A 14,171-nucleotide genomic window follows, 5' to 3' on the forward strand; every position below is an offset into this window, starting at 1 on the left:
GGGGGGGGGGGGGGGGGGGGGGGGGTGTGGGTGGGGGGGGGTGCCCCCCCCACCTTCAGCGGGGGGGGCCGCCCCCCCCCCGGCGGGGGGGCGCCCCCCGTCGTAGTGCTCCTGCCGTGGCGTCAGACGCCCGCGGACTCCTTGAGGTCGTCGACGAACGTCGGGTTCGCCTCCAGCCAGGCCTGGACGGCCTCGGCCTCGTCGGCGTACTCGTCGGAGTTGAACATCATGTTCTCGAGCGAGAAGAGCTGCTCGTCGTCGAGCGTGAAGGCGCCGAACAGCTTGGTCAGCGTCGGGTAGCGCTCCTCGAAGTCGGACGAGCCCCACATGTGGACCTTCTCGGCCTCGCCGAGCGCGCCCTCGGGGTCCTCGAGGTCGCGGACAGGGAACTCGTCGTAGGCCCAGTGCGGGCGCCACAGGGTGACGGCGATGTTCTCGCCGGCGTCGGTCGCTCCCTTGAGCTCCGCGAGCATCGCGGGGGTCGAGGAGATGGAGTAGTCCATGCCCTCGAGCCCGTAGGTCGGGATGACCTGCTCCTGGGTGATCTTGGTGAGGCCGGCGCCCGCCTCGATGCCCACGAGCTTGTTGCCGTACTCGTCCGCCATGCCGGCGAGGTCCTCGAGCGACTGCGCGGGTGAGTCCTCGTTCACCGCGATGGTGAGCTTGGCGTCGTCGTACCAGTAGCCGAGGTCGGTGACCTGGTCGCCGTACTCCTCCTCGTAGGAGGCGTGGGTGTAGGGCAGCCACACGTCGAGCGTGACGTCGAAGTCGCCACCTGCCAGGCCGGTGTAGACGACGCCGACGTCGGCGGTCTGGGAGGAGACGTCGTAGCCCTCCTCCTCGAGGATCGCGGTCCACAGGTGGGAGACGGCGATGCCCTCGTCCCAGCCTGAGGGGATGCCGATCGAGACGGCGGCCTCGTCGTCTCCGTTCATGGGGACGTCGGAGCCGTCACCCGAGCCGGAGTCGGAGGCGCAGGCGGTGAGGGCGAGCCCGAGGACCGCGGCCGCGGCGACGGTGGCGGTGCGACGGGTGGTGCGGGTGCGTGCGGGGGTCATGCTGTCCTTCCGTGGGTCCGGGCGGACCCGGTCGGTGTGCCCGACGCCGGGGGTGCGGCGGGCGGGTTCCCGGCGCTGCGGCCGGGTTCGGTTCAGTCGCGCATCAGACGCGTGCTGCGGCGAGCGCGCGCGAGACGGGGGCGCGGTCCCCGAGGGCGGACGTCACGCGGTCGAGGAACATCGCGAGGATGACGACGGCGAGGCCGGCCTCGAAGCCGAGCGCGACGTCGACGCGCTGGAGCGCGGCGACGACGTCGTCACCGAGGCCGCCGGCGCCGACCATGCCCGCGATGACGACCATGGAGAGCGACAGCATGATGACCTGGTTGACGCCGGCCATGATGGTCGGCAGCGCGAGCGGGAGCTGGATCTGGCGCAGGATGCGCCCCGGGGTCGAGCCGAACGCCTGGCCCGCCTCGACGACCTCCTTGTCGACCTGCCGGATGCCGAGCTCGGTGAACCGGACGCCGGGCGCCATGGCGAAGATGATCGTCGCGATGATGCCCGGGACGGGGCCGGTGAGGAAGATGACGACGGTCGGGATGAGGTAGACGAACGCCGGCATGGTCTGCATGAAGTCGAGGACCGGCCGCACGACCGCGGAGACGCGGTCGTTGCGCGCGGCCCAGATGCCGAGCGGGATCGCGACGAGGAGGGCCAGGACGGCCGACAGCAGGACGAGCGCGAGGGTGTCCATCGCGTTGTCCCACTGGTCGACCCCGGCGATGACCACGAACCCGACGAGCGAGCCGAGCGCGAGCTTCCAGCCCTTGGCGAAGAACGCGAGCGCGGCGAGGGCCACGGCGACGACCCAGAACGGCGGGCTCGACAGGACGGTGTCCAGGACGTCGTAGATGCCGACGAGGACGTCCTTGACGAAGCGGAAGAGCGGCCGGAACGTCGTGGTCATCCAGTCGACGAACGTGTCGACCCACTCGCCGAGCGAGATGCGGGGGACGAGCGTGTCGTTCACGCGGCACCTCCCTCGGTCGCGGGCGCAGCGTTCACGGGCGCTTCCTCCACAGGCGCGTCCGCCACGGTGCCCTGCGCCCCGAGCTCGATCTCGCCGGTGCGCGGCTGGTCTGCCGGGACCATGGCCTCCAGCAGCGTGACGCGGGGGACGACGCCGACGAGGCGGCCCTCGTCGTCCGTGACCGCGACCGGGAGCGAGGACTCCGCGGCGGGCGCGAAGATCTCCGCGAGGGGCGTGTCCGGGGAGACCGGGGCGACGCCGTCGTGCACGAGGTCGCCGATGGACTCCTTGCCGGCCTTGAGCGCGGCCACGGCGTCGTCGTCGCGCACGACGCCGTGCAGCACGCGCTGGCGGTCGACGACGTACGCGGCCGACACCTGCGCCTCGCGCATGGCGCGGCTCGCCTGGCGCGGCCCGCCGCTCACGGGCACGACGACCGCCGGACGCACCATGACGGACGAGGCCGTGAGGACGCGCGTGCGGTCGACGTCGGCGACGAACTGGGCGACGTAGTCGTTGGCCGGGTCGGAGAGGATCTGCTCGGCAGTGCCGATCTGGACGATCCGCCCGTCGCGCATGACGGCGATCCGGTCGCCGAGGTGCATGGCCTCGTTGAGGTCGTGGGTGATGAAGACGATCGTCTTGCCGAGGCGCTGCTGGAGGTCGAGGAGCTGCTCCTGCATCTCGCGCCGGATGAGCGGGTCGAGCGCGCTGAACGCCTCGTCCATGAGCAGGACGTCGGTGTCGGCCGCGAGCGCGCGGGCGAGGCCGACGCGCTGGCGCATGCCGCCGGACAGCTGAGACGGCAGCGAGTCCTCCCAGCCGCCGAGGCCGGTGAGCTCGAGGGCGGTGCGGGCACGCTCGCGCCGCTCCGTCTTGCCGATGCCCTGGATCTCGAGCGGGTAGGCGGCGTTGTCGAGCACCGTGCGGTGGGGGAGCAGCGCGAAGTGCTGGAAGACCATGCTCACGCTGCTGCGGCGCAGGGCGCGCAACTGCTTCGCGTCGGTGCTCGCGAGGTCGGTCCCGCCGACCACGACGTGACCGGCCGTCGGCTTCCACAGGCCGTTGAGCATGCGGATGAGCGTCGACTTGCCGGAGCCGGAGAGGCCCATGACGACGAAGATCTCGCCGCGCCGGACGTCGAAGGACGCGTCGATGACGGCGGCGGTCCCGAGCGCCTTCACGTCGTCGCGCGACGCGCCCTGCTCGAGGCGGCGGATGGCCTCGACGGGCCGGCGGCCGAAGACCTTGTAGACGTCGCGGACGGAGACGGCGACGTCGGCGGGGGCCGTGGTCACCGCCGTCTGCTCGGGCACCGCGGCGGTGCTGTCTGGCGGGGTGATGCTGGGGGCAGTCATGCGGGCGGGTCTCGCCACCTTCCGTGCGGGGACCGGTCACGCCCCGCGCGAGGACGGCGCCAGAGGGGTCCGGCGGCGGCGTCTCGGGAGCGCGGCACGCGGCTCCTGATCGCGTCGCGGTCGGGCGCCCGGGGGACGACCTCCGCGCTCGGCGCGCAGCGGGCCACATGCTGGTCCGACGTCAATCGGTACTCCAGCACCCTGCCTGATTCGAGGTTCAACTTCTACCTAGGGGCCCGGACCGCGGGGGTATTCCAGGACGATTCTTGACCGAATATCGTTGGAACGGCGCGGATGATGAGCGATCTCGGATCGTTACCCCATTGTGATCTTGAGATGGTCAAGCATTCGTGTTACGCGCGCGCCCGGGCGCGCGCGCCGGACGAACGGAGTGCCCCCGCGCGGCGTCGCGCTCGTCGGGGCCGGGTGGCGTCCTCCTCGGTAGGCTGGGCACGGGCGGGGCCGCGGTCCCGCCCGGCGCGGACGGGAGCCCCCAGCGCAGCCACCGGCCAGCCACCGACCGGTCACCAGCAGGGCCGGCGTGCCGGCCCGACCGGCACCGAGAACGCACAGGAGAACCATGTCCACCACAGCGCCAGCCACGACGACCGGCACTCCCGCAGCCGCCCACGGCTTCGACGAGGTCCCCGGCCGCTACAAGGTCCGTGACCTGTCCCTCGCGGAGGCGGGCCGCCACCAGCTCCGCCTGGCCGAGCACGAGATGCCCGGCCTCATGGCGCTGCGCGCCGAGTACGGGGAGTCGCAGCCGCTCGCCGGCGCGCGCATCGCGGGGTCGCTCCACATGACCGTGCAGACCGCCGTCCTCATCGAGACGCTCGTCGCGCTCGGGGCACAGGTGCGCTGGGCGAGCTGCAACATCTTCTCCACGCAGGACGAGGCGGCGGCCGCGGTCGTCGTCGGGCCGCACGGGACGCCCGAGGACCCGCAGGGCGTGCCCGTCTTCGCGTGGAAGGGCGAGAGCCTCGAGGAGTACTGGGACTGCACGGAGCAGATCCTCGTGTGGCCCGGGGACGAGTCGCCGAACCTCATCCTCGACGACGGCGGCGACGCCACGATGCTCGTCCACCTCGGGCTCCAGTACGAGCGCGCGGGCGTCGTCCCGCCCGACACCCTGCCGGGCGAGCCGGACCACACGCACGAGATGAACGTCGTGCGCGCCGTGCTGCGCCGCGCGCTCGAGGCCGACCCGCTGCGCTGGACGACCATCGCCCAGGCGATCCAGGGCGTCACCGAGGAGACGACGACGGGCGTGCACCGCCTCTACCAGCTCGCCGAGGCCGGCGAGCTGCTCTTCCCGGCGATCAACGTCAACGACTCGGTCACCAAGTCGAAGTTCGACAACAAGTACGGCATCCGCCACTCGCTGCCCGACGGCATCAACCGTGCGACCGACGTCCTCATGGGTGGCAAGGTCGCGTTCGTCGCGGGGTACGGCGACGTCGGCAAGGGCGCGGCCGAGGCCTTCCGCGGCCAGGGCGCGCGCGTCATCGTGTCCGAGGTCGACCCGATCTGCGCGCTCCAGGCCGCGATGGACGGCTACCAGGTCGCCCGGATCGAGGACGTGCTCGGCGAGGCGGACTTCTTCATCACGACCACGGGCAACAAGGACGTGATCCGCGCCGAGCACCTCGTCGCGATGAAGGACAAGGCCGTCGTCGGGAACATCGGCCACTTCGACAACGAGATCGACATGGCGGGCCTCGCCGAGGTGTCGGGCGTCTCCCGCACCGAGATCAAGGCGCAGGTGCACGAGTGGACGTTCGCCGAGCCGGGTCCGGGCGGGCAGCCCGCCGGCCGCTCGATCGTCGTGCTGTCCGAGGGGCGCCTGCTCAACCTCGGCAACGCGACCGGGCACCCGTCGTTCGTCATGAGCAACTCGTTCTCCAACCAGGTGATCGGCCAGATCGAGCTGTTCGAGGACGCGACGGCCGCCGCGCGCGACGGCCGCGAGCGCTCCTACGCGCGCCAGGTCTACCGCCTGCCCAAGGTGCTCGACGAGAAGGTCGCGCGCCTGCACCTCGACGCGCTCGGCGTGCGGCTCACCGAGCTCTCGCCGTCCCAGGCCGACTACCTCGGCGTCCCGGTCGAGGGCCCGTACAAGCCCGAGCACTACCGCTACTGAGCGCCGGCGACCCGCTCGCGCCACGAGGAGGCCGCATGGACCCGTCGCCCGACGAGCGTCGCCCCGCCGTGCCCTCGCCCTCCGGGGGCGGGGTCACGGCGGGACAGGCCGGGCCGCCGGTCGACGGGCCCGACGGCCCGCCCCCGGGCGTCCGACCGCTGTGGCACCGGGTCGGCGACCGGTGGGAGCGCGAGCCCCCGCACGACCTGCTCTACGGCGCGATCGTGGCGGGGTTCGTCATGGCGGTGTCGAGCGTGCACGCCCCGACGGGGGACCGCGTGGTCGTGGCGACCGGTCTCGTCGCCGTCGGGTACTGGCTCGCGCACTGCTACGTCGACGCCGTGAGCGGGCGCTTCCGGGACAGCGGGCACTCCCTGTGGGACCGCACCCTCGCGGCGCTCCGGCTCAACGTGGGGGTCCTGCTCGGCGCGGTGCCCGGGATCGCGGTGTACCTGCTCGCCTCCGCGTTCGGGCTCGACGTGGAGGACGCGGCGCTCGTCGCGGTGTGGTTCACCGTCGTCCTGCTCGGGGTCGTCGGCTTCCTCGCCGCGTACCGGGCGGGTGCGCGGGGCGGTCGCCTGGTCGGGGAGACCCTGCTCGCCGCGGCGTTCGCGGGCGTGGTCATCGCCGTCAAGTACCTCCTGCACTGACTCGGCGCGTCCGGGGACACGGGGGTTGTCCCCACTGCGGTGCGGCGGCGGCCACCCTGTCGCCGTGACCGCGGCTCGCCCAGACTGGCACCATGACTGCCGTGACCCCAGACCAGCCGAGCGTCGTGCCCGCGGGCGACCCGACGTCGGGCACCCTGACCCCGGGACCGGCGCCGACCGCACCTCCGACGAGCGTCGCCGCGACGGCGGTGGACCCGACGACGTACGCCGGCACGCAGCCCGACCCGCGGTACGTCGACCACCGCGAGCGGGTGGCGTTCGCGCGCGCGCCGTTCCACCGGCAGACGTGGCGCGCGTACGGGTACCTGTGGCTCGCGATCCTCCTCGCCCCGTTCGCGTTCACGTACGGGCTGTTCGCGGTGGTCTTCCTCGTGGCGATGCTGGTGCCGGTCATCGGCCTCGTCGTCGCGGGCTGGGTCGTGGTCGGCGGGCGGGGCTGGGGCTCGATGTACCGGTCCCTGGCGCGCTCGGCGCTCGGTATCGACGTCGCCGCCCCCGCACCGTACGTCCGGCGCCGCGGGTTCTGGAGCACGCTGTGGAGCGGCATCGGCGACGGGACCGGCTGGCGGGCCGTGCTCTTCCTCCTCGTCACGTTCCCGCTCGCGATCGTGTCGTTCGTGGTGAGCACCGTCTTCCTCGCCGTGGGGCTCGGCGGGGCCACGCACTGGATCTGGTCGCGCTGGCTCCCGCTGCAGCAGGCGAGCGACGGGTCGTGGCACCGCGGAGCGTCGTTCGGGGTCGACTGGTACGTCGACACCCCCGTGCGCCAGCTCGGCCTCGTCCTGGTCGGCCTGCTCTTCCTCTGGCTGTGGGCGCAGATCACGCGGGGATTCGCCCAGCTCTTCCGCGCGCTCACCGTCGCGCTGCTCGGCCCGACCCTCTCGAGCCTGCGCGTCGCCGACCTCGAGGAGTCGCGCGGCCGTACCGTCGAGGACGCCGACGCGAAGCTGCGGCGCATCGAGCGCGACCTGCACGACGGCACCCAGGCGCGTCTGGTCGCCGTCGCGATGCAGCTCGGCGAGGCCAAGGAGCAGCTTGCTGCGGGCGGCGACCCCGACGAGGCGCTCGAGCTCGTGGACCTCGCGCACTCGTCGACCAAGGAGGCGCTCGTCGAGCTCCGCGAGCTCGCGCGCGGCATCCACCCGCCGGCGCTCGACAACGGGCTCGCCGTCGCGCTGGAGACGCTCGCGGCACGCTCGCCGCTCCCGGTCACGGTCGACGTCGACCCCGCCGTCGAGGCGTCCGGTCGGCTCGCGCCGGCCGTGGAGTCGATCGCGTACTTCTGCGTCGCCGAGCTCGTGACGAACGCGGTCAAGCACGCGCGGGCGACGGGCGTGTACGTGCTCGTCGAGCGGCAGGGGAGCGGTCGCGGCGCGCGGCTGCGCCTGCGGGTGCGCGACGACGGCCAGGGTGGTGCGCGCGTCGTGCAACCCGGGTCCGACGGACAGCGGTCGGGCCTCGCGGGCCTCGCGGAGCGCGTGCGGTCCGTGGACGGCACGTTCGAGCTCACGAGCCCGGTCGGCGGCCCGACGGTCGTCACGGTCCTCCTGCCCGTGCGGGTCTGACGTGCGCGCGGACGGAGCGGTCCTGCCCGGACGGTGGGGCGGCGTCGGGCAGGATGTCCCCGGGGCACCTCGACCGCCCGGGCCGCACGGCCCGCCCGACCGGAAGGACACCATGCGGCTCGCCATCGCCGAGGACTCCGCCATCCTGCGCGACGGTCTCGTCGCGCTCGTCACGCGCCGCGGCCACGACGTCGTGGCCGCGGTCGCCGACGGCGACGAGCTGGTCGCGCGGGTGACCCGGCTCGCGGCCGAGGACGCGCTGCCCGACGTCGCGGTCGTCGACATCCGCATGCCCCCGACGTTCACCGACGAAGGACTGCGGGCCGCCCTCGCGCTGCGCGCCGCGCACCCCGACCTGGGCGTGCTCCTGTTCTCGCAGTACGTCGAGACGCGGTTCGCGAGCGAGCTGCTCACCGGGGGCGCGCGCGGCGTCGGGTACCTGCTCAAGGACCGCGTCGCCGACGTCGGCGAGTTCGTGGACGCGCTCACGCGCATCGCGGCGGGACAGACCGTGCTCGACCCCGAGGTCGTGAGCCAGCTGATGGGCGCCTCGCGGTCCGACGACGGGCTGGCGCGCCTCACGCCGCGCGAGACCGAGGTCCTGGAGCTCATGGCGCAGGGGCGGTCGAACTCCGCGATCGCGGAGGCGCTGTTCCTCTCCTACGGCGCGGTCGAGAAGAACGTCACGTCGATCTTCGGCAAGCTCGGCCTGCCCCAGGACGCGGGCGACCACCGCCGCGTGCTCGCCGTGCTGCGCTACCTCAAGGTCTGAGCGGGGCGGGGGACAACCCCCGTCGGACCGGGTGGTCCGCCGCGACATGCTCGGGGGACCGTCCCGTACCGGGACGAACGGGATGTTTCGAGACTGGTGAGCACCGGGGATCCTCCCGGGAACGCCGACCTTGGAGCATCCCGTGGCCGTCCTGTCGCCGCCGCCGTCCCCGACCCGCGCGCCGTCCCGCGCGCGACCCGCACCCGCCCGACAGTCGCCCCCGGGCGGGGCGCAGCCCCACCGGGACCGACCGTCGTCGGGCCTCGCGAGGACGCCCGGCACCGCACCGGTCCGCCTCACCGCCTCGGACGACCCCCGCCGACCGCGGCGCGACGTGTTCGTCGACGCCGTGCGGGCCCTCGCGACGCTCAGCGTCCTCACGGTGCACTGGCTCATGGCGGACGCGACGTGGGACGGCGAGCACCTGCGCATCGGCAACGCCCTCGCGCACGGCGCCGGCTGGACCGTCACCTGGGTGCTCCAGGTGCTCGCGCTCCTGTTCTTCGCCGCCGGCGCCTCGGCCGCGTACGGGCTGCGGCGTGGGCCCGACGGCGGTCGCTCGCCCGGGCCGGCGGGTGCCGGGCGGGTGGTGGCGCGCCCGAGCGTCCTCGCCGACCTCGCGGCGGGGGCACGGCTCGCCGGACGGCGCGTGCCCCGGCTGCTGCGGCCCGTCGGTGTGTTCGTCGGGGCGTGGGTCGTCGCGATCGGTGTGCTGCTCGCGGTCGGGCTGCCCGGGGACGCGGTGCGCTCGCTCGCGACGCTCGCGCCGCAGCTCCTGTGGTTCCTGGCGGTGTACCTGGGCCTCGTCGTGCTCACGCCGCTCCTGCGCCGCGCGCTGCACGCCGCGGGCTGGTGGACCGTGGGGGCGCTCGCCGCCGCGCCGCTCACCGTCGAGGCGCTCCGCTTCGGCGCCGGGCTGGAGCGCCTCGCGCTCGTCGACGTCGTGCTCGTGTGGGCCGTCCCCTACGCGGTCGGGCTCCTGTACGCCGACGCGCGCTCGGGGACGCGGGTCGTGCGGCGGGGACGCGTGGTGCCCGTCGCCGTCCTCCCGCGGCCGCTCGCGCTCGTCGGGGTCGGGCTCGCGGCGGCGGCGCTCGCGGCGCTGCTCGTCGTCGTCGGGCCGTACCCGGTCTCGCTCATCGGCATGCCGGGAGACCCGATGTCGAACCTCGGCCCGCCGACGGCGCCGGTCGTCCTGCACGCGGTCGCGCTCGTCGCGCTCGCGCTCGCCGCCCGAGGGCCGCTCGTGCGCTGGGCGGACGGGCGCGGCCGGACGGTCGTCGCGGGCCTCGCCCGGCGGTCGATGGCCGTCTACCTGTGGCACCTCACGGCGATGATCGTCGTCGTCGGGACCGTGCTCGTGGTGCTCGGTCAGCAGCTCCCGGCACCGGGCAGCGCCGACTGGTGGGCGAGCCGCCCGGTCTGGTTCGGCGCCTTCGCGCTCGTTCTTCTGGGCATCTCCCGCCTCGTCGGCCGCTTCGAGGACGCGCGTCCCGTGCGGCGCGCACCCGGGCGTCAGCGCGTGGGGTCAGGGATCGAGTAGGGGAGCCGGTGCAGCAGCTCGGCCTGCTCGCCCGCGAGCGCCTGCGCGCGCTGCGCCGTCGCCCAGTCCCGGTCGCGCCGCTCGGCGAGCACCGCCAGGAGGAACGTCTCTGGGTGCGTGCCGGGCGGCGGGCCGGGCGCGACGTACCGCTCGACCTGCCCCGCGAGCTCCTGGCCCAACCGGGCCCGCGACGCCGGGTGGAGCTTGTTCGCCCGCGCCAGGAACTGCCGCGCCGCGAGCGCGAGGCCGTCGGGCAGGCGGCGCATGTCGGCGTGGGACGCCCACGCGGCGAGGTACGGGGGCATGACGAGCGGCGCGAGCGTCGGCCGCCCGCCCCGCACCCGGATCGCGTACGTCCCCGCCGCCATGTCGCCGAGGCGCTTGCCCTTGTCGTTCGTCAGCGACGCGACGAGCGCGACCGAGCCGAGCGTCAGCCAGATCTCGCCGATGCCGACGAGGGCGCGCAGGAAGGCGTGCCGGAAGCGGACCGGGCCGCCGTCGTCGCGCACGACCCGGATGCCCAGCGCGAGCTTGCCGAGCGAGCGGCCGCGCGAGAGCGTCTCGACGGTCGTGGGGATCACGACCATGACGAGGACGGCGAGCGCGATGCCGATGGCCGGGGCGAAGTCCGGGTCGACCAGCTCGAGCGAGCCCGACGTCGCGAAGAGCAGCGCGAACAGCGCGACGAAGAGCGTCAGCATGTCGAGGAAGAGCGCGAGGCCGCGCGTGACGAACGACGCCGGTCGCGCGTCGAGGACCACGCCCTCGCCGATCAGGATGCCGTCCCGCACGCTGCTCCTCGCCCTCGTTCCGTCACGGGCCCGTGCCCGCGCGCCGGTCGGCGCACCGGCGGCACGCCCCGTGTGGCAGGGTATCGGTCGTGGACCTCGACGCCTTCACCGACGTGCACCGCGCGCAGTGGGACCGCCTGGAGACCCTCACCTCGCGGCGCACGCTCGACGGTGCCGAGGCGGACGAGCTGGTCCGGCTCTACCAGGCCGTCGCGACGCACCTGTCGACCGTCCGGTCCGTCGCGCCGGACCCCGTGCTCATCTCGCGCCTGTCCGTGCTCCTGGGCAAGGCCCGGACACGCATCGCGGGGGCGCACGAGCCTGCGTGGCGCGACGTCGTGCGGTTCCTCACGGTGTCTCTCCCGGCCGCCCTGTACCGGATCCGGTGGTGGTCGGTCGGCGTGACGGTCGCGTGCCTCGTCGTGGCGCTCGTCGCCGGGATCTGGGTCGCGACGACGCCCGAGGGCCTCGCGTCCATGGGGCCGCCGAGCGTCCAGGAGAACTACGTGAACGAGGCGTTCGCGTCGTACTACGACCCCGGCCTCGACTTCGCCACCGTCGTCTGGACCAACAACGCCTGGATCGCGGCCCAGTGCATCGGCCTGGGCATCACGGGGATCTTCCCCGCCTACGTGCTGTTCTCGAACGCCGTGGCCATCGGGTCGACCGGCGGCATGATGGCCGCGCACGGGGAGCTCGGGCTCTTCCTCCAGCTCATCGCGCCGCACGGCCTGCTCGAGCTCATGTCCGTGTTCGTCGCCGGCGCCGCGGGCCTGCGGATCTTCTGGGCCTGGGTCGACCCCGGCCCGCTCCCGCGCTCGCGTGCTCTCGCCCAGGAGGGCCGCGCGCTCGTCACGGTCGCGATCGGGCTCGTCATCGCGCTCGCGGTCTCCGGCGTCATCGAGGGCTTCGTCACGGGCTCGACCATGCCCTGGTGGCTCAAGATCGTCATCGGCGCGATCGCGCTCGCCGGGTTCTGGGTCTACACGATCGTGCTCGGCCGTCGCGCCGTGGCGGCCGGCGAGACCGGCGACCTCACCGCCGACCACGCGGGCGACGTCGCCCCGGTCGCGGCCTGACGCTCTTCCCGGCTCCCGGCTCCCGGCTCCCGGCTCCCGGCTCCCGGCTCCCGGCTCCCGGCGGGAGCTCGTGGCTCGTGGGGCCCGCTCAGTCGTGCACGACGACGCGCGCCCGCGCGCCCGGCCACGCGCACCGGGCCCAGTCCTCGGCTCGCGTGACGACCGCGTCGCGCACGCCGGGCTCGCGGAGCAGGTCCGCGGGGGAGCGGCGGACGTCGGCGTCGCCCGCTCCGTCGGCGGCCGCGCCGTCCCCGGTCACGTGACCCGCGCGGCCGCGCAGCGGACGCACCTCGATGTGCACGACGTCGTCCGCAGGCTCGTCGGGCGACGTCGCCCCGGTCGTCGCCCGGGCGAGGGCGGACGGGGTGGTCGTGGCGGTCGGGCGCGCCGTCCACGCCCCGGCCACGCGTCCGTCGACGAGCACCGTCGCCGCGACCTGGCCGTTGATGCTCACGACGCTCTTGACCGGCACGCTGCCGAGGATCCGCGTCCGGTCGTCGTGGGAGAGGACGAGGTTGTCGAAGTCGCCGGCCATGATCACCGGCACGGGCGCGTCGCCGGGAGGGCGGGGCGCGCCGGGGAGGTCGAAGAGCTCCTTGCCGTCCGGGCCGGTGAACGTCACGAGCTCGGGACGCAGCACGTCGAACGCGGCCTTGAGCTGGGTCAGCCCCGCCCACCGCTGCGCGTCGACCACGGAGGCCGGGCCGAACGCCGCGAGGTAGCGCCGCACGAGCCCCACGCGGGTCGCGAGGACGGCGTCGGGGTCCGCGTCGTGCGCGACCGCGTGGAGGACCGGGTCGGACCGGCCCAGCCAGGCCTGCGCCGTCGTCCAGGTGGTCGTGGTGCCCGGCCCGCTCGCTCCCCAGAGCCCGCGCGGCGGCACCTGGACCAGCGGCAGCAGGCAGCGGGCCCCGTACGCGAGGTGCTTGGGGTCGACGTCGGGCCACCGCTCCGCGAGCCTCCTGCCGAGCTCGACGGAGGTGAGCGGCTCGTCGAGCAGGTCGCGCGCGACCTCCTCGAGGTCGTCGAGGTCGACGTCCGCGAGCGCCGCGCCGTGCTGGTTCTTCGCCCGCAGGTACGAGGCGAGCGTCGGCCGCACCAGCGCGGTGAGCCCCAGCGCGTCGTCCGCGGCGACCAGGTGCACCGTGCCGCGCAGCGCGCCCACGCGCACGACCTCTCGGTCGGTGAGGAGCGAGCCCAGGTCGTCGGGCGCGAACGCCGCGAGCCGTGACCACAGGGCCGGGTAGGGCGACGACGGCACCTGCGACTGCAGCCCGACCAGGTGCCGCACCTCGTCCAGCACCGACGCCGCGCGCGGGGCATCGAGGTGCTGGCGCGCGAGCAGCGCGCGGTTGAGGTCGTCGTGGCTCAGCCGCGGCCCGAACCGCCCGTCCACCATGGGCGGGTCAGGACAGGACGATCGCGAGCGCGGGGATGAGGAACGTCGCGAGCAGCGCCGCCACGACGATCATCGCGACGCGACGGTTGCGCCGTGCGCGCTGTCGGGGATCGGTCGGCTGCCAGGCCACGGGGGTTCTCCTGAGGTCGGTGGACGTACCCGACGACCCTACCTTTCAGCCCTGACACGGGCGGCCTCCGCCGCCGAGGTAGAACCGTGGTCCACGAGGTAGAACCGTAGTCCCGCGAGGTAGAACCGTGGTCGGGTCGCAGGCCCGCGTGGTCGGGTCCGCGGCGCGGGTGGTCTCGGTGCTCGGGGCTGCGGCGCCGTCACCCTGGCCTGTCGGCCGTGGGTTCTAGGAGCACCGCTCTGACGCCCCTTCGCATCCGAGCCCACCCCCACCGCTCGGCGATCGTCTCGCCCGGGACGTCGGTCGACGCTCGGGTCCATCGGTGGCCCGACGGAGCGGGTGCGCCCGTGCCCGCTCGGTACGAGCCCGACCAGGCCATCCCGGCGGGTCGAGCAGGCGAATGGGGTTCGTCCCGCGCGCCAGACGCGCCCAGACCACCTGCTCGACGTGACGGCACCGCGATCGGCGACCGTTCCGGGCGCGAAGGTGCGGCGACACGGCCGGTCGCGCGGCCCGGGGTCGAACCCCACCCGCGGACGGTCGCCCGAGGTTGTACCGACCAGGGTGAGACGACGTCGGGCGGGGTGGGTGGTGGTGCCGCGTCGTGGCGGGCCTGGCGGGAGCCGCGAGGAACGAGCGGCGGATGGTAGACGCGGCCCCAGGCTCGTATAAAAAAAAACCACCCACGA

The 14,171-nt window shown here is 74.2% G+C and carries 12 protein-coding genes; 6 read left to right on the forward strand and 6 right to left on the reverse strand.

Annotation, left to right across the window (positions count from 1 at the left end):
* Window positions 1-122: 122 nt before the first annotated feature.
* The 3 genes from ACFWH7_RS18560 to ACFWH7_RS18570 all read right to left on the reverse strand — a co-directional run bounded on the left by ACFWH7_RS18560 (window position 123) and on the right by ACFWH7_RS18570 (window position 3,389).
* Window positions 123-1,058, reverse strand: a complete 936-nt coding sequence (locus ACFWH7_RS18560) for a glycine betaine ABC transporter substrate-binding protein (protein WP_378218729.1) — start codon at window positions 1,056-1,058, stop codon at window positions 123-125.
* A 103-nt stretch (window positions 1,059-1,161) separates the two neighbouring features.
* A complete protein-coding gene (locus ACFWH7_RS18565) occupies window positions 1,162-2,031 on the reverse strand; it encodes an ABC transporter permease (protein WP_378218731.1) in 870 nt (289 codons plus the stop codon).
* Window positions 2,028-3,389, reverse strand: a complete 1,362-nt coding sequence (locus ACFWH7_RS18570; protein WP_378218733.1) for a quaternary amine ABC transporter ATP-binding protein — start codon at window positions 3,387-3,389, stop codon at window positions 2,028-2,030. The genes ACFWH7_RS18565 and ACFWH7_RS18570 overlap by 4 nt, the downstream gene beginning before the upstream one ends.
* Window positions 3,390-3,969: 580 nt before the next feature.
* Between ACFWH7_RS18570 and ahcY the strand changes: the two genes are divergently transcribed.
* The 5 genes from ahcY to ACFWH7_RS18595 all read left to right on the forward strand — a co-directional run bounded on the left by ahcY (window position 3,970) and on the right by ACFWH7_RS18595 (window position 10,083).
* The gene (gene ahcY, locus ACFWH7_RS18575; protein WP_378218735.1) at window positions 3,970-5,532 is read left to right on the forward strand and encodes an adenosylhomocysteinase; all 1,563 of its coding nucleotides are present in this window, start codon (window positions 3,970-3,972) and stop codon (window positions 5,530-5,532) included.
* Between the two features lie 35 nt (window positions 5,533-5,567).
* Complete coding sequence (locus ACFWH7_RS18580; RefSeq protein ID WP_378218737.1) at window positions 5,568-6,182, forward strand: hypothetical protein; 615 nt, start codon at window positions 5,568-5,570, stop codon at window positions 6,180-6,182.
* A gap of 92 nt (window positions 6,183-6,274) precedes the next feature.
* Window positions 6,275-7,768: a sensor histidine kinase gene (locus ACFWH7_RS18585; RefSeq protein WP_378218739.1), complete on the forward strand. Its 1,494-nt coding sequence runs from the start codon at window positions 6,275-6,277 to the stop codon at window positions 7,766-7,768.
* Between the two features lie 112 nt (window positions 7,769-7,880).
* Window positions 7,881-8,540: a response regulator transcription factor gene (locus tag ACFWH7_RS18590; protein ID WP_378218741.1), complete on the forward strand. Its 660-nt coding sequence runs from the start codon at window positions 7,881-7,883 to the stop codon at window positions 8,538-8,540.
* Between the two features lie 334 nt (window positions 8,541-8,874).
* A complete protein-coding gene (locus ACFWH7_RS18595; protein WP_378218743.1) occupies window positions 8,875-10,083 on the forward strand; it encodes an acyltransferase family protein in 1,209 nt (402 codons plus the stop codon).
* On the opposite strand, the gene ACFWH7_RS18600 is transcribed toward ACFWH7_RS18595, so the two are convergent.
* Window positions 10,056-10,874 (reverse strand): RDD family protein, encoded by an 819-nt coding sequence (locus tag ACFWH7_RS18600; RefSeq protein ID WP_378218745.1) that lies wholly within the window; start codon window positions 10,872-10,874, stop codon window positions 10,056-10,058. The two genes, ACFWH7_RS18595 and ACFWH7_RS18600, sit on opposite strands and share 28 nt — an antisense overlap.
* A gap of 89 nt (window positions 10,875-10,963) precedes the next feature.
* Here ACFWH7_RS18600 and ACFWH7_RS18605 point away from each other — a divergent pair, with 89 nt between their 5' ends.
* Entirely contained in the window at window positions 10,964-11,953 is a 990-nt protein-coding gene (locus ACFWH7_RS18605; protein WP_378218747.1) for a stage II sporulation protein M, read from the forward strand.
* A gap of 88 nt (window positions 11,954-12,041) precedes the next feature.
* On the opposite strand, the gene ACFWH7_RS18610 is transcribed toward ACFWH7_RS18605, so the two are convergent.
* Window positions 12,042-13,352 (reverse strand): winged helix DNA-binding domain-containing protein, encoded by a 1,311-nt coding sequence (locus ACFWH7_RS18610; protein WP_378218749.1) that lies wholly within the window; start codon window positions 13,350-13,352, stop codon window positions 12,042-12,044.
* Window positions 13,353-13,359: 7 nt separating this feature from the next.
* Window positions 13,360-13,482 (reverse strand): hypothetical protein, encoded by a 123-nt coding sequence (locus tag ACFWH7_RS18615; protein WP_255318720.1) that lies wholly within the window; start codon window positions 13,480-13,482, stop codon window positions 13,360-13,362.
* Window positions 13,483-14,171 lie beyond the last annotated feature (689 nt).

Source organism: Cellulosimicrobium cellulans, from assembly GCF_042723955.1.
Classification (GTDB): Bacteria; Actinomycetota; Actinomycetes; order Actinomycetales; family Cellulomonadaceae; genus Cellulosimicrobium; species Cellulosimicrobium cellulans_H.